The sequence below is a fragment of the Paenibacillus apis genome (assembly GCF_018333295.1).
GTDB lineage: Bacteria > Bacillota > Bacilli > Paenibacillales > Paenibacillaceae > Fontibacillus > Fontibacillus antibioticophila.
Genome location: NZ_BORS01000012.1, coordinates 140,747 through 161,161 on the forward strand (window position 1 = coordinate 140,747; position 20,415 = coordinate 161,161).

At 44.3% G+C, this 20,415-nt stretch carries 21 protein-coding genes; 4 read left to right on the plus strand and 17 right to left on the minus strand.

Going from position 1 to position 20,415, the window contains the following annotated elements; genetic code table 11:
* Nucleotides 1-17: 17 nt before the first annotated feature.
* A complete protein-coding gene (locus KI362_RS17590) occupies nucleotides 18-2,591 on the minus strand; it encodes a glycosyl hydrolase (protein ID WP_301629053.1) in 2,574 nt (857 codons plus the stop codon).
* Between the two features lie 403 nt (nucleotides 2,592-2,994).
* On the opposite strand from KI362_RS17590, the gene KI362_RS17595 reads away from it, so the two are divergent.
* Complete coding sequence (locus KI362_RS17595; protein ID WP_301629054.1) at nucleotides 2,995-4,020, plus strand: aminoglycoside phosphotransferase family protein; 1,026 nt, start codon at nucleotides 2,995-2,997, stop codon at nucleotides 4,018-4,020.
* 271 nt (nucleotides 4,021-4,291) lie between these two features.
* On the opposite strand, the gene KI362_RS17600 is transcribed toward KI362_RS17595, so the two are convergent.
* Together KI362_RS17600 and KI362_RS17605 are read right to left on the minus strand one after the other, a co-directional pair.
* Nucleotides 4,292-5,092, minus strand: coding sequence for an arsenite methyltransferase (locus tag KI362_RS17600; RefSeq protein ID WP_301629056.1), 801 nt, complete (start codon nucleotides 5,090-5,092; stop codon nucleotides 4,292-4,294).
* A 68-nt stretch (nucleotides 5,093-5,160) separates the two neighbouring features.
* The gene (locus tag KI362_RS17605; protein WP_301629166.1) at nucleotides 5,161-5,511 is read right to left on the minus strand and encodes an ArsR/SmtB family transcription factor; all 351 of its coding nucleotides are present in this window, start codon (nucleotides 5,509-5,511) and stop codon (nucleotides 5,161-5,163) included.
* Nucleotides 5,512-5,922: 411 nt separating this feature from the next.
* Here KI362_RS17605 and KI362_RS17610 point away from each other — a divergent pair, with 411 nt between their 5' ends.
* The 3 genes from KI362_RS17610 to arsC are packed head-to-tail and all read left to right on the plus strand — an operon-like array spanning nucleotide 5,923 to nucleotide 8,009.
* On the plus strand, nucleotides 5,923-6,249 hold the full coding sequence (locus KI362_RS17610; protein WP_301629058.1) for an ArsR/SmtB family transcription factor: 327 nt from the start codon (nucleotides 5,923-5,925) through the stop codon (nucleotides 6,247-6,249).
* A gap of 12 nt (nucleotides 6,250-6,261) precedes the next feature.
* Nucleotides 6,262-7,554 (plus strand): arsenic transporter, encoded by a 1,293-nt coding sequence (locus tag KI362_RS17615; protein ID WP_301629060.1) that lies wholly within the window; start codon nucleotides 6,262-6,264, stop codon nucleotides 7,552-7,554.
* A gap of 29 nt (nucleotides 7,555-7,583) precedes the next feature.
* Nucleotides 7,584-8,009 carry an arsenate reductase (thioredoxin) gene (gene arsC / locus KI362_RS17620; protein ID WP_301629063.1) on the plus strand — a complete coding sequence of 142 codons (426 nt, stop codon included), beginning with the start codon at nucleotides 7,584-7,586 and terminating at the stop codon, nucleotides 8,007-8,009.
* Between the two features lie 124 nt (nucleotides 8,010-8,133).
* Here the strand turns inward: arsC and KI362_RS17625 are convergent, their stop codons facing one another.
* From KI362_RS17625 to KI362_RS17690, 14 genes are all read right to left on the minus strand, one after another.
* The gene (locus KI362_RS17625) at nucleotides 8,134-8,415 is read right to left on the minus strand and encodes a MazG-like family protein (protein ID WP_306432847.1); all 282 of its coding nucleotides are present in this window, start codon (nucleotides 8,413-8,415) and stop codon (nucleotides 8,134-8,136) included.
* 123 nt (nucleotides 8,416-8,538) lie between these two features.
* Entirely contained in the window at nucleotides 8,539-9,420 is an 882-nt protein-coding gene (gene rarD, locus KI362_RS17630) for an EamA family transporter RarD (RefSeq protein ID WP_301629065.1), read from the minus strand.
* A 123-nt stretch (nucleotides 9,421-9,543) separates the two neighbouring features.
* Nucleotides 9,544-10,038 carry a DUF4358 domain-containing protein gene (locus tag KI362_RS17635; protein WP_301629067.1) on the minus strand — a complete coding sequence of 165 codons (495 nt, stop codon included), beginning with the start codon at nucleotides 10,036-10,038 and terminating at the stop codon, nucleotides 9,544-9,546.
* Nucleotides 10,039-10,042: 4 nt separating this feature from the next.
* Nucleotides 10,043-11,182: a DHHW family protein gene (locus KI362_RS17640; protein WP_301629068.1), complete on the minus strand. Its 1,140-nt coding sequence runs from the start codon at nucleotides 11,180-11,182 to the stop codon at nucleotides 10,043-10,045.
* Nucleotides 11,183-11,193: 11 nt separating this feature from the next.
* The gene (locus KI362_RS17645; RefSeq protein WP_301629070.1) at nucleotides 11,194-12,600 is read right to left on the minus strand and encodes an MBOAT family O-acyltransferase; all 1,407 of its coding nucleotides are present in this window, start codon (nucleotides 12,598-12,600) and stop codon (nucleotides 11,194-11,196) included.
* Nucleotides 12,601-12,635: 35 nt separating this feature from the next.
* Complete coding sequence (locus KI362_RS17650) at nucleotides 12,636-13,319, minus strand: GDSL-type esterase/lipase family protein (RefSeq protein ID WP_301629072.1); 684 nt, start codon at nucleotides 13,317-13,319, stop codon at nucleotides 12,636-12,638.
* The gene (locus KI362_RS17655; protein ID WP_301629074.1) at nucleotides 13,316-13,669 is read right to left on the minus strand and encodes a hypothetical protein; all 354 of its coding nucleotides are present in this window, start codon (nucleotides 13,667-13,669) and stop codon (nucleotides 13,316-13,318) included. The genes KI362_RS17650 and KI362_RS17655 overlap by 4 nt, the downstream gene beginning before the upstream one ends.
* 82 nt (nucleotides 13,670-13,751) lie before the next feature.
* Complete coding sequence (locus KI362_RS17660; protein ID WP_212939664.1) at nucleotides 13,752-15,572, minus strand: sensor histidine kinase; 1,821 nt, start codon at nucleotides 15,570-15,572, stop codon at nucleotides 13,752-13,754.
* Nucleotides 15,569-16,246 carry a response regulator transcription factor gene (locus tag KI362_RS17665; protein WP_212939665.1) on the minus strand — a complete coding sequence of 226 codons (678 nt, stop codon included), beginning with the start codon at nucleotides 16,244-16,246 and terminating at the stop codon, nucleotides 15,569-15,571. Before KI362_RS17665 ends, KI362_RS17660 begins: the two co-directional genes overlap by 4 nt.
* A gap of 115 nt (nucleotides 16,247-16,361) precedes the next feature.
* Nucleotides 16,362-17,120, minus strand: coding sequence for an ABC transporter permease (locus tag KI362_RS17670; RefSeq protein ID WP_212939666.1), 759 nt, complete (start codon nucleotides 17,118-17,120; stop codon nucleotides 16,362-16,364).
* A complete protein-coding gene (locus tag KI362_RS17675; RefSeq protein WP_212939667.1) occupies nucleotides 17,117-17,866 on the minus strand; it encodes an ABC transporter permease in 750 nt (249 codons plus the stop codon). The genes KI362_RS17670 and KI362_RS17675 overlap by 4 nt, the downstream gene beginning before the upstream one ends.
* Nucleotides 17,863-18,576, minus strand: coding sequence for an ABC transporter ATP-binding protein (locus KI362_RS17680; RefSeq protein WP_212939668.1), 714 nt, complete (start codon nucleotides 18,574-18,576; stop codon nucleotides 17,863-17,865). The genes KI362_RS17675 and KI362_RS17680 overlap by 4 nt, the downstream gene beginning before the upstream one ends.
* Nucleotides 18,577-18,667: 91 nt before the next feature.
* Nucleotides 18,668-19,678, minus strand: a complete 1,011-nt coding sequence (locus tag KI362_RS17685) for a HAMP domain-containing sensor histidine kinase (protein ID WP_212939669.1) — start codon at nucleotides 19,676-19,678, stop codon at nucleotides 18,668-18,670.
* Nucleotides 19,675-20,352, minus strand: a complete 678-nt coding sequence (locus KI362_RS17690; RefSeq protein ID WP_212939670.1) for a response regulator transcription factor — start codon at nucleotides 20,350-20,352, stop codon at nucleotides 19,675-19,677. The genes KI362_RS17685 and KI362_RS17690 overlap by 4 nt, the downstream gene beginning before the upstream one ends.
* Between the last annotated feature and the right edge of the window lie 63 nt (nucleotides 20,353-20,415).

Sequence of the window (20,415 nt, forward strand, 5' to 3'; positions counted from 1 at the left end):
CCGTTACTTATATCATCTTATGGTTCGATTCCCCATACAAGCTGATCATTTACATAACCCGTCACCTGTTCATGGTCTGCAAACTGACTGCCTGAAGCTTTAAACGAGTAATCATTGCTTTGGTTGTAGTTAGACCAGTCGATTTTGGAGAAGCGCGTTTGAATTTCAGCGCTCTGCCCCGGATTCAGCGAGCCGGCAGCTGCCGTAAAGCCTATCTCCAAATAGTAATCAGCTCCGTTTACGGGCACCGCCATTTTAACGAAGTTGCCGGTAACATTCGTATTCCCGATGCTGGCCCAATCGCACCAGAAGCTCTGTTCAAGCTCTCCGTCAATCGTATAGTAGTACCGGAGCTTTACATCCTTTAATGGAAGAGCTACATCACCGGTGTTGATGACTTTGAATTTTGGTGAAATTCCGTTCGTCGAAGCGCCTGTGTTGCCGTTAAAGGCTTGAACGGTTAGCGCTCCATCAGGCTCAGGAACAGTACTATCCACCACCTGCAAGGTTAGAACGGCATCATTTCCGGCACTAAAATGAAAAGTGATCACATTTTGACCAAGCGGCAGGGAGGAGAGATAGGATTTGTGCAGAACGATGGCCGTATTGGATTCTGAATAATGCTGACCTGATACCAGCGTATCATTTCCATGCGTTATGCTAGTGAGTTGATGTCCGTTTAAGACTAGCGACACCGTGATATCCTGGGCACGATCTGCCGCCTTATCAAATGACGCACTTCCTGGCGAAATCGAAGCACTAGGCGTCGAATCCACGATACGCAGCTTTAATGAGGGATCCTTTCCCTGATTAAAGTCAAAGCTGAGCGAATGCTGACCCACCGGCAATTGCTCAAGGTAGGATTTTTTCAACACAAGGGTATTTCCGCTCAACGTATAGTCCTGCATCTCCATTAAGGTATTAGAACCAGTCCGGACTGCGACCAACACATTGCCGTTAAAATTCACTGTGATGGCTTTGTCGCTTTGGTTAGGCCCGTATTTGTCGAATTCGATCTCAACGGGTGCAATCGACGCGCTGGGCGTGTTATCATCCACCGTTAAGTCAGGAAGCTCATCGAGCGTAATTACATATTCGCTTTGATACAAGGTTTTCAGCGTTGCCGGATAGTTAAAAGCTGAGCTCATCAGATGCTCGCCATACCAAGGGCAGAAATAAAGCCAGCCTGCTTTTTCCTCTGTAAGATTCTGGAGACTTGGCACGGTATCATTCTCCGTCATGGCTACCATTTTTTTGCCGCCGGTCAGATTAACCAACTGATAGAAAATGGAGGTGATGGCATCCTCATTAGGCACGCCGGACAATCCATCATAACGGTTGTAGATCGTATTGTATTTATCATAGCCGACCAGATCTACCTGATCATCACCTGGATACCATGCAGGGGAGGTGCTATAGACGTAGCTGTTGTAGGTCCAGATCAGATTGTGCAAGCCATACGTCTCTGTAAGCTCAGTATAGAGGAGGTCCCATAACTGCTTGTATACCTCGGCACCGGCCGAAGCCCACCAGAACCAAGCTCCTTCGCCGTTTAACCCGCCATTACCCTCAGCTTCATGATAGGGGCGAAACAGGACGGGGACATCTTCATTTTGCAGAATCAGCAGCTGCTCTGCCAAATCCTCTATGGTCATCATGACGTATTGATACTCTTTCGTACCCGGTATAACCGCATTAGCTGTATTAAAATTAGTCTCCGTTGGCTTATAGGTAGCATCCTTCCAATCCACAAACTGTCCAAGCTGGTAGGAAGTAAAGTTGCGCGGGACATTAATATGCCAGCTCGCAGTTGCAATTCCTCCCCGGTTATTCACCCAATCGATCATTCGATCCGTGGTGCCGTCTTCCCAGCCATATAACGGGTTATAGTTCATAAAATCAAATCCGCGAATGGCTGGATATTTACCGGATAAATTGTAGATCCAATCGAATTCCAGCTCATAGTTGCCGTCATTCCCACTCCCGTAAATCTCTTGCTGGCCTGAGATTATATGGTGGCCATAGACCTCCGTCAAATAATTCATCAAGCGCTGGGCAGCCGGTGTCGCCTGCGGATCGGAGAGTACAGGCTGGACCACAAGGGGATCAAGATCGGCATAATCTATCGTGAAGGTATCAAAATAAGCAAATCCCCAACCTGCCTTGATCTCGATGGTATTGGTTCCTTGGTTCAGCTTATGAAAGCCAAAATCATAATCTGACCATGTGGTCGTATAGGGCAGCATGTATGAGCCTTTGGTTACGCCATTGACAGTTAAATATTGAAGTCGGCCATCCGGGCTTAACTCCTGCATGTAGCGGGTAGAGATCTCATACATGCCGGTTTCAGGGACATTCAGGGTGAAGGTTAGGGTGCCTGAATTCTGCATCCAGACAAATCCGCTTCCGGAATATCCGGGCTTTTCTTGTCCGTAAATTTCAGTTGCCACCTGCAGATCAGACGAGAGCTGAGCATTTTCACATTCGACTGTGAAAAGCGGAGAGTCTGCATGGGCGGGGGCCGCCGCAAAGCCAAGCAACAGAGGGACGAACAACGTCATTGCGCTTACCATTTTGAGCAACTTTTTCATTTTCACCATTCCTTTCAATGTAAAAAAATGATAAATCATTGCACAAACTATCATTTCATGGATGCGCTTTCATAGAGAGCATATCATGAGTTCCATAATATGTAAACCTGAACATTGTATGTTATTTTTGTGAGAAAGGAGCCTATCGTAAAGCTATCCGGCACTGACCCGGATTAAGCTCTACGTCAGTGAAGTTAATCCTTGAGTAATACTTACTTATAATTAAATGTTCTTTTGATTTAGCACATAGGCGTATGTTTAACTGTATGTATAGCAGTTGTCGGCAGTAACTTCCTTTTAATTATAAGCTGAGTTTTGACATTTCACCGCAGAACAGCAGATTGTTAGGAGGCTGTTGTTCTGCGGTATTTTTATGCCCCAAAAACGATTGGAGGACTTCATAATGAGAGAAATAAAGGCGGAATCTCTGACACAAGCTTTAAACAAAATGCTTGGTGCAAACTTAATTAGCGTCGAATTTCAAACCAAACAACTACATGGCGGTACAGTGGGGGACGTGCAGCTGGTAACGGGCAAAGCCAAAACTATGGACGGCACGGATGTGAGCTACAAAATCATTTTAAAGGTACAGATGAAGTGGGAACGCTATGGCGATCCTGATTCTTGGCGTAGGGAATATGACTTCTATACATCCAATTTAGGCGCTCTGTTTTCTGAATCCTTCCGTTGGCCTGAATGCTATCATCTCGAAATGAACGAAGAAGAAAATGAAACGCAGATCTGGATGGAATATATCGACGGTATATCGGGTTTGAATTTAACCGGCGATATGTATGAGCGAGCGGCTGAAGAACTGGGGCGTTTTCAGGGCAGGTTATATGCCGAACAGCCCGCCTTTTTGCAAAGCTTGACCAATTTGAGCAGAGTGGACTATATGAAGAATTTCTATTATCATTATCGGTCATGGCATAGAGTGTACGATTATATACGCTCTAAGGATTGTGATTTTCCCAAGCATATCTGCAAAATGCTTATCGACATCGACGATAACGCAGACGAAATTTTCCAGCGCATCGAAAAGCTGCCCGTCGTGCTGTGCCACAAGGATTTTTGGGTGACAAACATTTTGTATTCTAATGGCAATATTATAGTTATCGACTGGGATACTGCCGGGTGGGGCTACTTAGGCGAAGATATAACAAGCCTTCTTGCGGATGAAGCTGATGTTGAACACATGATAGAGTACTACCAGAGATGTATTCCTGCATATTATAAGGGATTTTCAGAATATGCAGATATTTTACATATATCAGATAACTGTATTTATGAGATGATTCTGCTTGCGTTCGGATACAGGCTTGTAGAATGGTATATGAACGCAACTTCACAAGACCCGCAGGATTCGAGCGGTGAAGGTCTAGTGCACTTAAACACTTTGCAGAAGATTTATGAGATGAAGAGCGAGTGATAATTCACTTAGTAAGATAACTGAATATGATTAATGAGGAGATGAATGTGCAGTGAACGAATATGGCTAATCAATATAAAAATGGGCCGTTGAAGCGATTAACCAATGCCATTCATCGATTCATTTACTACTTCTTCACAAAACCCGTATTTTGTACATATGTCAGTATTGTTCTTATATCCCTAATATGTATCAAGTGTTTCATTCTTCCCAAAAAACAATCCGAAGATTCTTCATTTCCTTGGAATCTTCGGATTGTCCTCAAAAATGATTATGGCTTAATTGCTTTAATTACTGCTGACGATGTATAGTCCTCAATATTTCCACCTGGTATCCAATCTTTAATAAATTGGCGTGATTCTTCTTTGGGTTCAACTAATATATTCTGAAATCCGCTAGTTTCTAACATTGCTTGTACTTCATCTACTGTAGATGCTCCAGATATGCAGGCGGCTAATGAATCAAGATCCCCTTTGATCTCTTCAGGAAATTCAGCAGTCGCCACGATATCAGAAATGGCTAGACGACCACCGGGCTTTAATACTCGGTATGCTTCATGAAAAACTTGAGATTTATTTGGAGACAAGTTAATCACACAATTTGAAATTATCACATCTACTGAGTTATCTGATATAGGCAGATGTTCGATTTCACCAAGCCGGAATTCAACATTGTTATATCCGTTGGTTTGTGCATTATGCCGTGCACGGCTCACCATTTCGGGTGTCATATCGACCCCGTAAACCTTACCTGACTCCCCTACTTGTTTAGATGCCAGAAAGCAGTCAAAGCCGGCTCCACTGCCTAAATCAAGTACGACCTCCCCAGGCTTCAGCGATGCAATCGCTTGAGGATTCCCGCAACCAAGACCAAGATTCGATCCTATCGGAACGGTCGACAATTCTTTATCTGAGTATCCCAATTTTGATGATACTTCATCTGAGGTATCGCAGCAGCCAATTGCTGAAGATTTTGGTGAACAACAACTTGTATCGGAGCTGTTTTCAACAGCAATTTGTTTGTAACGATTACGTACATGCTGACGAATTTCATCATCTTTCACTTGGTTCATAGATACCTCTCCTTTAATAAATCAATTTTTATTGATTAATAATCCGGAATGAAACCCACGATGTGGGATCATGTACAACAGCCGCTTGTCCGATCGTCAAATTTCCGGAATATACAGCACAGTTCAGGTGATAATAATCGGTTTACTTCAGTATGATTTAACTCGTAATAGCTCCATGTTCCTTTCGTTTCCCTAAAAATCAAACCGGCGTCAAGCAAGATTTTTAAGTGATAAGAGAGTTTAGACTGAGGCATATTTACGATTTCAACCAAATCGCATACACATACGCTTCCCTTTTGAGTGAGCTCATACATAATCTGTAGACGTTTTTGATCAGCTAAGGCTTTGAATTTGGCTTCATAGCTGGCAAAATTTACAGTTTCTTGAGTTTGTGAAAGAACTGGGAGTTCCCTAATCATGTAGAAATCACCTCCATTTAGCAGCAAGCTGGGCAGCAATTTGAATTTAATTGGAGAGCATTCCAGGCCGGGTCCTTGATCTTCTCCTCTTTCACGGTCATCCACTTCCATGCGTGCCTTGCTTTTTGTTCAATTTCTTTTTGTTGATGAAGCATGAGCCGTTCAAATGTGTAATAGTCAATCATTAGATTAACCTCCATAAATCAATTTATTTTGATGAAAAAATCGTAGCATGTGCAAATAGAAAAATCAAGATTAAATCAAAATAATTTGATTAAATGATTTACTTACTCATTGTCAGTCAAAAAATGTGAACATGTATCTTGATATAATCACTTGCTAATATAATCGATTGATTATATGATTGATTTGCTAATGTCAGTAATAAGTTTTAGAGAGGAGTGAAAAAATTTGGTTCTTACCGAGACATCAATTGTTGAGATATCTGAGACGTTGAAGTTACTTTCCGATAAGACTCGATTAACGATTGTAGCCCTACTAAAGGAACGTGAAATGTGCGTATGTGATATTGTTGATATTTTGGAGACAACACAGCCTAACATCAGTCAGCATCTGAAGAAACTAAAGTCGGGTGGTATCGTTAGCGAGACTCGCCGTAGTCAATGGATATATTACTCGCTTAACATGGGTGACAAGCCTTATTTATACGAAATCTTTAATCATCTTCCTTCCATGAAGGAGAAAATTGAGGCTCATCAACCGAATAGTTGTTGTTAAAATGGAGGTCTTATGCTCATCATCGCTTCAGCTATTTTTCTTGTTACTTTGATTTTTGTTATTTGGCAGCCTAAAGGGCTTGGAATTGGATGGTCCGCATGCGGCGGCGCGATTGTCGCTTTGGTTTGTGGGGTTGTTAGTTTTGAAGATGTCTGGGACGTGACACAGATTGTATGGAATGCCACACTTGCATTCGTTGCGGTAATTATGATCTCCTTGATCCTGGATGAGATTGGATTTTTCGAATGGGCTGCGCTCCATATGGCCCGTTTGGCCCGGGGGAATGGCAGTCTCATGTTTGTATATGTCGTTTTACTTGGTGCCGCAGTTGCCTTTTTCTTCGCAAATGACGGAGCAGCACTCATTTTAACGCCGATCGTACTTTCAATGGTAAGGGCACTCAAATTCGATGATCGGATGATCCTCCCTTTTATTATGGCTAGCGGATTTATATCCGACACGGCTTCTCTGCCGCTGGTTGTAAGTAACCTGGTGAACATTGTCTCGTCCGATTTCTTTGGCGTTGGCTTTGTTGAGTATGCAAGTCACATGATCGTACCTACATTTTTCTCTGTCACGGCCAGTTTGATTGTGCTGTATGTATTGTACCGGAAAAGCATTCCTCAGCAATATGACCTATCCCAGCTGAAAAAACCAATTGATGCCATTAAAGATAAACGAATGTTCAAGATTTCTTGGATCATCTTGGGCGTACTTCTAATTGCTTATTTAATTAGTGAATTCATTAAAGTTCCCGTATCCATCTTCGCGGGAGCTGTAGCCATCGTCTTTCTGCTACTGGCTAAACAGAACCGGGAGATCCACACTTGGAAGCTTGTAAAAGGTGCACCTTGGTCGATTGTTGTCTTCTCCATTGGAATGTATGTTGTCGTCTATGGACTTAGAAACGTGGGTTTGACAGACCAGCTTGGCTTTATCTTTAAATGGGTAGGCGAACAAGGTTTATTCATCGCAACGGTTGGTACAGGATTTATAGCGGCCATCCTCTCTTCTATTATGAACAATATGCCTACGGTCATGATCAATGCATTAGCGATCGAAGGAACGAACTCAACGGGCATCTTGCAGGAGGCTTTCATTTACGCAAACGTAATTGGTTCTGATTTGGGTCCAAAAATAACGCCGATTGGCTCGCTTGCCACCCTGCTCTGGCTCCATGTTCTGTCTAGAAAAGGGGTTAAAATCACGTGGGGCGCTTATTTTAAGACAGGTATCGTCCTGACTCTTCCAGTGTTGTTTATAACACTCTGTGGCTTGTACCTGTGGCTAAGAGTTATAGGGTAAATAAAATGTTGCATAAAGGGGAATTCAACATGAACGATAAACCAATTGTCTATTTTTTGTGTACGGGAAACTCTTGCCGCAGCCAAATTGCTGACGGCTTTCTAAAAACGTTGAGTGGAGAAAAATATGAAGTTAAAAGTGCTGGACTCGAAGCACACGGACTAAACCCGCGAGCTGTTCAAGTGATGAAAGAAGCTGGCATTGATATTAGTGGAAATAGTTCAGATGTGATCGATCCAGATATACTAAACCGAGCCACCTATGTCATAACATTGTGTGGACATGCTGATGAACATTGCCCCGTTATCATGAATCCGAATGTGATTAAATGGCATTGGGGCTTTGATGATCCGGCAAAGGCAACTGGTACTGAAGAAGACATCCTGACACAGTTCCGAAACGTTCGGGATGCTATAAAAAGTCGGATCGAATTATTTATTGGCCAGGGAAATTAGATCACAAAACGGCCTCTGCTTTTAAAGAGCAGTGGCCGTTTTGTTGAACCTTCACCATTTGAGCATTGATGCAAAAAAGGGAGAGAGCGGCTGCTTCAAATCGTGTTGCGTGAATTTCTTTATATTATTCTTTCACTTTTGTAAGTACACCATTTATAGTTTCGTATTTTCTTTTTTCGTTTTTTTCCATTTTATTCATTATTTCTTCTTCCAGGTTAATTCCTAGAAGTTCTGAAAGTCCTATTAAGTAGAGTGCGACATCGGCCAACTCTTCCCCTAAATCATCTTTCTTTTTCCGATAAGCTTCGCAAGCTTCCGATAATTCACCATATAAAAAGCAAAACTCTTGATATATATCCGTAACATTAAAGCCTTTCGCAATTTTATTCTCACCTATCCTATATATGAATTATTTGATAGGAATATTTTACTATACATTACATTAGCTTGCCCGTAAGTTAACCCCAAACAGAAACAGCCACCTCCTCCCCAAGGGGTGGAAATGGCTGAAAGGGCGACGTGTTTGCTGTCAGCTCGCTTTTGCTGCGAGTTTCGTGCCGCGAACCGATGCCGCAGCGTAGACGACAAGCGCTGTCCAGATCAGCGCGAAGCCGATGAGAAGAACCGGTGAGACCGATTCCTTGAACATGAATATGCTAAGTAACAGCATGATCGTCGGCCCGATGTATTGGACGAAGCCAAGCGTGGACAGCGACATCCGGGCTGCCGCTCGCGCAAAGAAAAGCAGCGGCAGCGCCGTTACCACGCCGGAAAGCAGCAATTCGATGAATGTGGGCACAGGCAGCGTCCATGCCGTCGTCTTCCCCATGGCGGCTAAATAGATCCAATAACCAATCGCAACGGGCAGGACTACAGCCGTCTCCGACAGCAAGCCTACAGAAGCGTCTTGTCCGATCTTCTTCTTCGCGAGGCCGTACAAGCCAAACGTCGCGGCCAGTGAGATTGAGATCCATGGGAACCGTCCATAGTCGATGGCGATGATAAGCACCGCGGCGCCAGCGATAGCAATCGCGAGCCATTGGCCACGGCTTGGCTTCTCACGAAGGAAGACTACCGCAAGCAGCACGTTCAGCAACGGGTTCAAATAATAGCCGAGGCTTGTCTCGACGACATGGTCATTGTTGACCGCCCAGATGAAGATGAGCCAATTAGCGGCGATCAGCAGTCCGCTAGCGGTGAGTGACAGCAGGAGCGAGCGGCTAGCCGCAATCCGCTTCATGTCACCCCAGCGACGCTGGACTGCGACGAGAATCCCCATAAAGACGAACGACCAGACAACCCGATGTGACAGAATCTCGCCTGCCGGCACATCGTTAAACAACTTCCAATACAGCGGGAGAACCCCCCACATGATATACGCGATAATAGCGTTAACCAAACCATTGTTCATAATCTACTTCCCTCTTCCCACTCCGATGTCTTTACGAATTATACGCCCCGATCATCGTTTAAGTAAAGGGATGTGCAAATATTTAACAGGTAAGGATCGATAAACCGCAAGCTGACCAGCCAATCAAAATGCATGATCAAACGCGCGTTCCATTTGATCAGCCTCTTTAGAAACTGCGAAGAAGACAAATGGCCCTGCCGTCTTCAGCACATGATTTTCGACCAAAAAATATTCATTCGGGCGGTAGTCCTGGAATTTCATTTTTTGTGCTTCTATTCGTTGCTTAATATTCTCTTCGACGCTTTCTGCCTGACTCTCATCCTTCATCTTGATGACGGCCAATTCATCAGCTTTTACATTCGATATAGATGTATAAAGAATAAAATCATCCACGCTGTCCACATCAATCTTATACAATTTCTGCAGCTTATTCAGATCCGCCTTTTTCATTTCTTTCAGGCTCACAAACTGTTCGATACTTATTCCAATTTGGGTGGCCGACAGTTGCTTAGAAGTCTCGGCATCCTTGCCAGCACATCCAGATAAGACGCCAATTATGACAATTAATGCAAGCATAACGGGGTAAAGCCCATTTTTCACACTCCACAGTTTTTTCATTTGATCACTCCGCTAAATATTTTATGGATGGATCCTCAAAAAATGTATTTGCATTATAAAGCAATAGCATGTCTTGGATCCCCTGCTCGTTCACGAACGAGATTAAGTCTTCCTCATAATACCGCAGGTCTACTACATGAATTTCGCTAAAATGCTTTAACAAGAAAGGAATGAGGCTGTTGGCATACGAATCTTTGACTATCAGCAGCTTTCTTCCGTTCGTATTAGCCGTTTTAATTTGGATAAGCGCATGGTTACCGTTAAGAAACAACGCATATTTATCCTTCTCTTGCAGTTGCTCCATCGCATATAATGAATCCGTTATCCTCCCTTCGTCGACATATGTTACGGTATATTCCTCTTGATCTTTTGGCAAATACAGCTCTATACGATCAGGCTGTACATGTCTGAAGCCGCTTTTCGAAAAAAGCGACCCGTAAAATTCATCGGTTACTTGCCGGATATTAAACTCCTTCTCCTTTTGGGGTGTCAGCCCCATCTGCTTGCAGAGCTCTAAGTAGGCGACATAAGCGCCTTGAGTCGTCCAATGATGATCGGTCTTATAAAATACAGGTTGATCACGCTCAGCATATAAACTTGGAAAAACCTCAATAAAACGAATATCGTGATGCAGCAATTGCTGTACTTTTTTCAGGTATGCTTCTTGATCGCCGATGATAGCATATTTCGGAAGCATGTCTTTATATAGAGCTACTGCTGTTGGCACCAGCATCACATATTTTTGCAATTCCGGTGTGACCTGATCGAACGCATGAATGGCATCGATCTTCTCCTTCAAATCCTCTTCTGCCGGGGGAATAAACTTCTGAATCAGATACCCGTCAGCTCCTAGGTAAACCCCATTACTCTCCTTTTTTCCCATGAGCCGGTCCGTATCGGTTTTTGCCCCGATCCAAAAATCTCTGAAAACAAATTGGTCGGATATATACTTCTCGAAATCAGCAGTGAAATCCCCTGACGGCAAGGCTTTCAACGAGAAATGCGGCAGTTGCTGCAACATCCGGTTTTCCGAATCCGAAAATGAATGATCCGCCGCCAAAAGATTAAGAACTGCGATTACGCTTATAAACAGAAGCAGCAATAAGGCCAGCAATTTCTTTATAATGTTTTTGTAATTTCCCATGGCTGCCTCCTTTAAAATCGGAAATATAAAAACGGATTGTAGGTTTCATTAACCAAGTAAGCCGTCGACAAGACCAGGGATAGAAAATAGATAAGCGGAACGGTAAGGATACCGGCAACTCTCCTCTTTTCCTTCATGGAGGATAACAACTTTCCCGGAAGCGGAGTTGCACAGATCGCCAATACAACAAGCAATACAGCATTTGTAGACAAATCATAGAGAGCCTGCTGATCCGCAAATGCATGCCCGCCGAAACCGAGCATTACGCCCATGAAACGCCAAACAGAGGCCAAATCCGCCATTTCGAACAATACCCAGCCGATCATAACGACCAGAAGCGTGTAGACATGGCTGACAAAAGCGGGTAAGCGTCCAAGACTTTGCAAAAGAAATCGTTTCTCGATGATCACAAAGAACCCGAAATACAAGCCCCATACGATAAAGTTCCAACTGGCGCCATGCCATAACCCGGTTAAAAACCATACGACCAGTAAATTCCGGAGCTGTTTCCTAAATCCTGACCTATTCCCGCCAAGCGGTATATACACGTACTCCCGAAACCAGCTGCCGAGCGAAATATGCCATCTGCGCCAAAATTCGGTTACACTTTTAGAAATGTAGGGATAACGGAAATTTTCCATGAAATCAAATCCGAACATTTTCCCTAGCCCCCGTGCCATATCCGAGTAACCGCTGAAATCAAAATAGATTTGCAATGTAAATGCGGTAATGCCAAGCCAGGCGGAGAGTACGCTCAGTTCCTCGATCGGCGTCGATTTAACACTCGCCCATAATAATCCGATGTTATTGGCCAGCAGCACTTTTTTGGCAAGCCCTCTGATGAACAGCTCGGCCCCTTCGCCAAAACGATCCAGAGTCACCTTTCGGGAAATAAGCTGCCCTGCAATATCGCCGTATTTAACAATGGGACCTGCTACAAGCTGCGGGAACATCGTCACATATGCCCCAAAAGAGATGAAATTCCTCTGTACCGGTACTTTATCCAAGTAAACATCAACGACATATGACATCGTTTGAAAGGTATAGAAAGATATGCCCACAGGCAGCGGCAGATCTGCTGCTTGGATATTCATATGAAACAATTGATTGATGTTGTCCACGACAAAATCCGCATATTTGAAAAATCCGAGAATACCCAGACTGCCGGCCATCGAACCGATAAAAATCGATCTGGCAATCCGCTTCCGATGTCTATACTTATCGATCAGCAGCCCGTTGATATAATCGAAGACCGTGGAGAAGATCATGATGAAAATGTATAACGGCTCTCCCCATGCATAAAAAATCAGGCTGACTACAAGGAGGACAGCATTTCGAAATTTCATCGGAGATGCGTAATAGATCAGAATGGTGGCCGGCAGAAAGAGGAACAGAAATATTAGGCTGCTAAAGACCAATATTCACACCTCCGAGTTGGTTGATCCATTGCATGCTATTCCACTTGATCTTTTAGCAGATCCAGCATTCTATTGTAAAACTCCGGTTTAAAATGAATGCCGTCCGAGTCGTACAGATCATTTGAGCCGTTTGATAATATCGGGGACAAATCAACATATCCAATGTTCTCTTTTTCCGCCAACTCTTTTAAGCCTTCGTTATAATCATTGATATTTTTGTATCTTGGTTCCAGTTCTTCCGCATCCGCGGTTACCGGGGTAACCGATAAAAGGGTTACTTTCGCTTGTGGAAGTTTTTCCTTAATCATACCGATCAGCTTCGCATAGTTTTTCATGGAATAGGCCTTGGGGTTATCCGTCGGCCATAAAATGTCATCCGAACCCAAGAGGATAAAGATTCGTTCGGGGTCCCGCTTGATCAACTCATCCATATCTTGAAGTGCGAATTCCGCCGTTTTTCCTGCGCCTGCCAGAACATTCTCCTCTTTCAGCACATCATGGAAAGATAACCCCTCCGTAATGGAATCCCCAAAAAATACACTATTCTGGAAGAATGCTTGATACTCGGTTTCTACTGGGCCTTTTGTTTCCGTTACCTGTCCTTGGTTTTGAGTAGTCGGTTGCTGCTGAGTCGAGCTTGCAGACTCGTTTTCGCAGGCTGCCAAGGCAAGTGTAATACTCCCAATTAGTAGAGTTACTACTGTTTTTTTCATGTTCATGTTCCTCTCTTTAATTTAAAATGTCCTGGATCAATCACGACCTTAGAAGGCTTTTCTAGCTGATGTTCCAGCGTCCTTATCTTCTCCGAGCGAACATCCATGCCGGCTTTACGGTCGCTTATTCTCCCTTCTCCGGAAACAAGTTGATACAGCAGAACGATTACCAGCATAGACAAAAGGGTGATTATAATCGCGCTGCCTTTTCTCATAAAGCTCTCTCCTCCTCCTGCAAAAAGTGTAGTCGCCGGAGATAAAGATAAGGTGCAGATGATATCAAACTTTGGTAGAGTATGAGGCGTATGAGGATTAGGCTGCGGCAAACAAAAAGGAGCTGTTCCTGACAGGTCCATAAAAGACCTTCAAGAACAGCCCCCTCTTTCCACAGGATGCTATTGCTGCGTTCTGCAAGCGATGATCCTTTTGAAAAGGGTTCTACGCTTTCTTATTCAAATGAAAATAGAATAGGACTCCATCAGAAGTATTGGTTACACCATATGTGACACCATGAATTTCCAGAATCTTTTTTGAGATGGCAAGGCCAAGCCCGGTTCCTCCAGTCGACCGTTTTCGGGATGGCTCCCCGCGATAAAACCGGTCCCAGATCCTCTCAAGCTGTTGGCCTTGAATATGGGCTCCTTTATTTTCAATGCATACTTTAACGGTGTCGCCATCTTCCAGGATGCTGACGAGAATGGACTCCTGCTCCGGCGTATAGCGAATCGCGTTGCTGAGGAAATTGACGACGACTTGCTCAATTCGCCGCTCATTAGCCAGCACTTCTACAGGTTTCAGTGACAGTTCAAGATGTAATTGCTTGGCCTCGATGTCCGTATCCAATTTTGCGCATACCCGCTCAATAACGGCGTCGATATAAAAAGAATCCATATCCATGGTATACGTTCCGGATTCATATTTGGCCAATTCCAGCATATCCGCGATCAGCAGATCCATTCTTTTGACTTCGTCCTCCATCGCCTTAAAATAGTAATCGCGTTTATGGCTTGCCACACCGTCCTTCATAATGGCCAGGCAACTCTGAATAACACTTAGAGGAGTTTTCAGCTCATGGGACACGCCGGATATAAATTCTTTTCTCGTATTCTCCAGCTGCTTTTCTTTCTCGATGTCCTGCTCAAGCCGAAGAATATGAGCGTGCAGCCGCTCGGAGAGCTCGTTAATGTTGCTTGACAAGGCCCCGATTTCGTCCTTCGTTGTAATGGGGATTTTTTCCGAAAAATCAAGGTCCGCCATTTGCCGTGTGGTACGGTTGATGCGCAGCAGCGGCCGGGTAATCTGACGAGAATAATAGAACGATGCCAGCACCACGAGAATCAGAGTGGCAATAATGATGTAGACATAGTATTCCTTGATCATCCCTGCGGCTTCATTAACCGGCTGGAGTGATGTCATCGCGAACAGGTATGCGGGATTTCCGTCGCGATCTTGTATGCAATTCACGAAAATCTTGTAATTCACATCATTTTCTTTGTAATCTATGATCTGATTGGCCTTCTTGCTATCCTTCCAGTCGCCGTACAATAGATCCGCTTGAAAAGCCTTAATGCGGTCCAGCAACAAGTGATTGGTATAACGCGAGACTCCTGCGCCTTCCGGTATTCGGACCTTCATAATGGTTCCCTTGACCAGAAATGTAGGATATTTTTCGCGATATTGGAACGCGTTGGCATATCGATTGAGGACCTCGCCTTCTTTCCTCACCATCTGCGAATTTTCCAGCCTGCTTTCGTCTCTTAGGTTAGAATTGCCTCTTCCCATCCGCTGGATCACCGGCTGGCCATTCATGATCAAACCTTCCATGGCGATCTCTTCCCCTTCTTTAATCCAAGGCGTGAGGAACGGATTATCACTGCTGAAGTCCTCTATGCTGATCACACTATACAGAGGAATGGTCATTGTCTTATTGGAAAACATAGATTCATCCGAATGTCCCAGCTTGACTTCCATGAAGAAATCATCTATGTACTTTAAATTCCCTTGAGTGTCCACAGTCGTCACCCAGATATTATGCTTTTGATAAAAATCTTGCTCCAGCTTTGCTGTCTCCTGCGTGTCTGTTGTTTGATTCAGGTAGTCTTGTTCATAAGCCTGAAGCGCCGCGCTCACGTCCTTCACTTTCTGATGAACATAATACTGTTTGAAAAATACGGTCTGCAAGGTAAAGATGACGGCAAGAATGAATAAGCATAATCCTGTCGTAAATAGGAACAGCTTTAGAACAATCCCTTGCTTCATAACTTGTCCTCGAACTTATAACCTGATCGGACGATCGTGGCAATATTCCTGGCGCGCCCCCTCAGCTTGGAACGCAGATTGCGAATATGACTGTTGACCGTGCGATCATCACCGACAAAATCATACCCCCAGATCTTTGTAATCAGCTGTTCTCTGGTAATAATAATTCCTTTGTTTTTCATCAGATAAGCCAGAATTTCAAATTCCGTATGCGTCAAGCTGCAGTTTTGCCCATCCACTGCCACCGTTCGGGATGGAAAGTGGATGGAAATACCGTTGCTGGACAATGTATCGCCTTCTTGCTCCCGGATCTGCCTGCTCTCCAAAAGCCGCTTCACACGCGCCAGCAAAATTGGAGGGCTGTAGGGTTTGGTTACGTAGTCGTCAGCTCCCAATTCAAAACCCATCAAGGTATCATCCTCATCCGAACGAGCCGTCAACATGATAATCGGAACATTGGAGACCTTTCGGATGCGTTTGCACACGGACCACCCGTCCAGTTCAGGGAGCATGATATCCAAGATGATTAAATCCACTTCATGATCTTGAAATAAAGCCAGAGCTTTTTTCCCTTCATCCGCTTCAAGCACTTTAAAGCCTTCTTCAAGCAAATAATCTTTCATGATTTCCCTTAAAATAGGCTCATCTTCTACAACCAGTATTGTTTTAGACATGTGATAACCTCTATACGTATTATTTGGATATTAATCGTGCAGGGTCAAGATTAGATGCAGATTATATCAAAGTAATGTAAAGATTTTGACTGCAATGTTCATGACCAAACTTAGGTTACGCATCCCGCTTCCGGTAAAATATAATCGCTGCCGTAATAACGATCAGGGTCCATAACAGTAGAATCCCTGCCCCTTGCAGCGGCGTCAGGACATTTATTTCATCTGGTGAAGGCGGCATATACATATAATATCCTGCGGTATCCGGAAAATAATTCTTAAATCGAGTCAGATATTCTCTCACTAATGGACTGACTACGAAATAATAACCAAGCAATACTACTAAGGCAGGAGTGGATCGTCTAAATAAAGCACCAATAGCTGCACTAAAAAGCGTGGTCAAAGTCAAATAGGCTGTTGCCCCTGCTAATGCTGCTATTATAGTATCTACTGCAACCCCTGCTGCTGTGCCGCTCATCCTAATAAAAGTATAAAGAACGCCAGATGCAGCAATAAAAAATGCCGCTGGAACGGTGATGAAGGCCAATCCCAAATATTTCGCGCATAGTTGAAGCCCGCGCCAAGGTGTTGCAGTTAAGGTCGTTCGAATCTGTCCACCGGTATACTCCGAGCAAGCAGCCAAGATCCCAAGAATAATGAACCCAACTTGAAGATATCCCATAGATGCCAACCCTGTATTCAGAATGCTTTGCGTCCCTGCTGCCCCTTGCAGAGCAACCGAAGTAAAAGCAGCGGCTAAAAGTAAATTAAGAATGAATGTAGCTAAAAGAGTGAGCCATGTAACAGTTAATGTCATTAATTTGTCCAGCTCAGCACGAAGGACTCGGATTATCTTTCTAATAGAAGGGACACTCATGCCGCTACGTCCCTCCTCTGGAACACAACAACTGCAGCAATGAAAAGAACGGCTACCCAGGCGAACATAACTAAACCGCCTTTGAACGGGGTGAGAAATCTGTCGCTCGTAAACATAAACATCTCGATACCAACCCGATCCGGTAAGTATAACGCTAACTTAGTCACCTTAGATAGAAGGAAGCTGAAGGAGACAAAGGATGTATTTATGATGAGTACAGCAAGCGGAATCGTACCATTCTTGGTTATAACCGTAATCCCGAATGCCAAAAGAGCGGTGAAGATCCAGTAACAAACTACACCAAGCAGCTTAGTCCCTTCAAATGGAGGGGTATACTCGCCAAGAACAAGATGCGTGGCCGACAAAGTAGTCACAATAGCAACAACACTGAGTACCATGCTGATTACGGTCACAGCCCCTGCTTTGGCCAGCAAAAAATGAAGTCTGGATGAAACAACCGTTAAACTCGTTGTAATCTGTTGGCCTCTACCTGCTTCGCTGCTCTCTGTCAAATACTCGCTACTGACAGCAAAAACGCCTAGAATAATGACACCTTGCACACCAAGAGCTAGTCCAATATAGCCAACCTCTAATAGCCGTGTGCTAACTCCAGCTATAATCTCCTCTTTTTGGGCTATGCTGTCCAAGGCAGCTATGATCGCTGGGGCACATGCTCCAATAAGTAAGGCGAGCCAAATGCCTGGCAGGGAGAGCAATTTAGAGAGTTCCGCGTTGAAGGCTCTCATCCCCTGTCACCTGCTTTCTCAGATGTCAAGGCAAAAAAGGCTTCCTCCAGTGAGGAGCGGTTACCTATTACTTCTTTCAGAGCTCCATCGGCCACGATTCTCCCATGCTGAATAATTACTACGTCATCTACCGTCTCTGCAAGCTCTCCCATGAGATGGCTGGATAGCAGCACCGTGTGTCCAGCCTCGGCACGCTCGCGTAAAAAAGTCCGAATCCAGCGAATTCCTTCCGGGTCCAGCCCGTTAACGGGTTCATCCAGAACCAATATTTCCGGATCTCCTAGTAGCGCAGCCGCCATGGCAAGTCTTCTCCCCATTCCCAGGGAGTATTTCCCCACCCTTTGACCAGCTGCATTCGTAAGACCCACTATTTTCAGAACTTCCTCGACACGTGAGCGAGGCAATCCTGCGGCATGAGCCATCCAACGCAAATGAGCCCGTCCTGTTCGGCTGCGGTGAGCCCCAGACCCATCCAGCGCGGCACCTATTGTCATCAAAGGATTCTGTAATTCTGCGAATGGCTTGCCATTTATTAGCGCACTTCCTGAGGTGGCACGATCTAATCCAAGCAGGATGCGAAGCGTAGAGCTCTTGCCTGCCCCGTTTGGACCTAAAAATCCAGTTACTCTACCTGGTCTAGCTGTAAAGCTGATCCCTGATAAAATTACTTGAGTTCCACGCTGTTTGACCAAGTTATTGATTTCAAGCAACCATAACACTCCCTTTCTGTTATGGTCTAATTTTATAGAAGCAAGGTTACATCCCGTTTATCAGCCTGTTTACTTCTGGATTACCTTTAGGTTAAGCTCTGCGAATAACAACTTTTGTACCCTTTTCATTGGATACAAAGTCCGCCTTGAGCTTCATTTTGTCCAGCATATAACGACAAGTGGATAAACCGATTCCCGCTCCATGCATAGAGGAAGAGTTGTCTATACCGGGGCCTCTGTCCGCAACAAGGATCTGTTCTTGTTCGACATCAACCACAATGCTTGCATACCTGCCTTCTGCTGCATGGCGAACTATATTCTGAAATAAATTATCCAGGACCCGTGTCATCCATTTGGGATCCGCTTCCCAATAAAAAGTTTCTTCTGCCGGTAAATCTACATCGAGCTGGATCTCCTGCTCTTCAAATACGGGATACCACGCAGCAACAGACGCCCTTACTAAACGCCCGATATCTGTTGGAGCGGGATCAAAAGGATGTTTGCCTGAGGTAACCAATGTATAAGTAAGTAAATCGTCCATGAGATCCCCGACTCGTGTAATCGTATGGTTGATCTCCGTTAATGATTCCTGTCCTTCAACGCTCAAGGGCTCCTTATTCAATCTGGTGACATGTCCCCTCAAAATAGTAAGCGGCGTTCTTAAGTCATGTGATAAATTCGCAATGAGCCGATGCCGTAATAATTCTTCTTCGTATGCTCGTTTTCGGCTGCCTTCAAGCTGCTGAATCATCCAGTTAAAAGAATCTCCTAACTGGTCTATTTCATCCATACGATCCGTTTGAATAGATAGGGGTTCAGGAAAGGAGTGGGTTGCAGCTGAAAATGACATGACTTCCTGCAAGCGGGCGAGACGTTTTTGAAGCTTCAAGAAGAACAACCAAGACAAGATCACAAATGCGACTATAATAAACCCAAACAATAGCACGGTAACGTAAAACAGATTTAACGTATTTACATTTTGTTTATGGATATCAGAAACCCCAAAAAACGCACTGATGAAAATAAGTATAATCGGAGGTAAAAAGATAAATAGAAAGTGTGCTCTTAGAAAACGACGAAATAAGGATCTGTTCTGATTCATAGTTTCACCCGATAGCCTATTCCCTTCAATGTTTCAATAATCTCAGGGGAATCCGGATGACGTTCCAGCTTTTGACGCAGGCGATGGATATGCACCATGATGGTTTTATCACCAGTGATATAAGGTTCTTGCCAAATGGCTTCGTAGATTTGTTCTTTAGGCAATACTTGATTAGGGTGCCGCAAGAAGTACATTAAGATTTGATGTTGTTTCCCGGTTAGTATAATTTCCTCTCCTGTATGTTTGTCAAACACCATTTGGCCTTGGGGATCTACTTCAATTCGGTTTCCTAATGCAATCCGTTCGGCATGTGTTCCGCCTCTTCGACGGATCAATACCTCCAATCTTGCAACCAGCTCATCCGTATGGAAGGGTTTTGTTAAGTAGTCATCGGCAAATTGTAAACCGTCTACCTTGTCATTGATCGATGTTCGAGCCGATAACAGCAAGATTGGCACGTCAGGAGCTGCCTTTTTTAATCGTTTTCCGATCGTAAATCCGTCTAAACCGGGCAGCATGATATCCAGAATGATAACTTCATGCTGCTGGACTCCCTGCTCGGCTCCTTCGCCGGAAAGCAGCCACTGAACCGAAAATCCCCGCTGCTCCAATTCTTCTTTTACCCAACTGCCTATTTTCTCATTATCTTCAATATATAGTACGTTTCTTTTCAAGTAACTTCCCTCTCTCTAATTGGAGTTCTCTAATAGACAGATTAACATAAGCAGCAGGCTCCG

What these genes read in the sequence shown, in the direction of transcription:
- rarD (WP_301629065.1), bottom strand. Translation starts at nt 9,420, where the DNA reads ATGAACAATGGTTTGGTTAACGCTATTATCGCGTATATCATGTGGGGG.
- KI362_RS17650 (WP_301629072.1), bottom strand. Translation starts at nt 13,319, where the DNA reads ATGAACATGAAAAAAACAGTAGTAACTCTACTAATTGGGAGTATTACA.
- KI362_RS17590 (WP_301629053.1), bottom strand. Translation starts at nt 2,591, where the DNA reads ATGAAAAAGTTGCTCAAAATGGTAAGCGCAATGACGTTGTTCGTCCCT.
- KI362_RS17660 (WP_212939664.1), bottom strand. Translation starts at nt 15,572, where the DNA reads ATGAAGCAAGGGATTGTTCTAAAGCTGTTCCTATTTACGACAGGATTA.
- KI362_RS17665 (WP_212939665.1), bottom strand. Translation starts at nt 16,246, where the DNA reads ATGTCTAAAACAATACTGGTTGTAGAAGATGAGCCTATTTTAAGGGAA.
- KI362_RS17615 (WP_301629060.1), top strand. Translation starts at nt 6,262, where the DNA reads ATGCTCATCATCGCTTCAGCTATTTTTCTTGTTACTTTGATTTTTGTT.
- KI362_RS17685 (WP_212939669.1), bottom strand. Translation starts at nt 19,678, where the DNA reads ATGAATCAGAACAGATCCTTATTTCGTCGTTTTCTAAGAGCACACTTT.
- KI362_RS17655 (WP_301629074.1), bottom strand. Translation starts at nt 13,669, where the DNA reads ATGGACCTGTCAGGAACAGCTCCTTTTTGTTTGCCGCAGCCTAATCCT.
- KI362_RS17605 (WP_301629166.1), bottom strand. Translation starts at nt 5,511, where the DNA reads ATGATTAGGGAACTCCCAGTTCTTTCACAAACTCAAGAAACTGTAAAT.
- KI362_RS17600 (WP_301629056.1), bottom strand. Translation starts at nt 5,092, where the DNA reads ATGAACCAAGTGAAAGATGATGAAATTCGTCAGCATGTACGTAATCGT.
- KI362_RS17640 (WP_301629068.1), bottom strand. Translation starts at nt 11,182, where the DNA reads ATGGGAAATTACAAAAACATTATAAAGAAATTGCTGGCCTTATTGCTG.
- KI362_RS17595 (WP_301629054.1), top strand. Translation starts at nt 2,995, where the DNA reads ATGAGAGAAATAAAGGCGGAATCTCTGACACAAGCTTTAAACAAAATG.
- arsC (WP_301629063.1), top strand. Translation starts at nt 7,584, where the DNA reads ATGAACGATAAACCAATTGTCTATTTTTTGTGTACGGGAAACTCTTGC.
- KI362_RS17675 (WP_212939667.1), bottom strand. Translation starts at nt 17,866, where the DNA reads ATGAGAGCCTTCAACGCGGAACTCTCTAAATTGCTCTCCCTGCCAGGC.
- KI362_RS17670 (WP_212939666.1), bottom strand. Translation starts at nt 17,120, where the DNA reads ATGAGTGTCCCTTCTATTAGAAAGATAATCCGAGTCCTTCGTGCTGAG.
- KI362_RS17635 (WP_301629067.1), bottom strand. Translation starts at nt 10,038, where the DNA reads ATGAAAAAACTGTGGAGTGTGAAAAATGGGCTTTACCCCGTTATGCTT.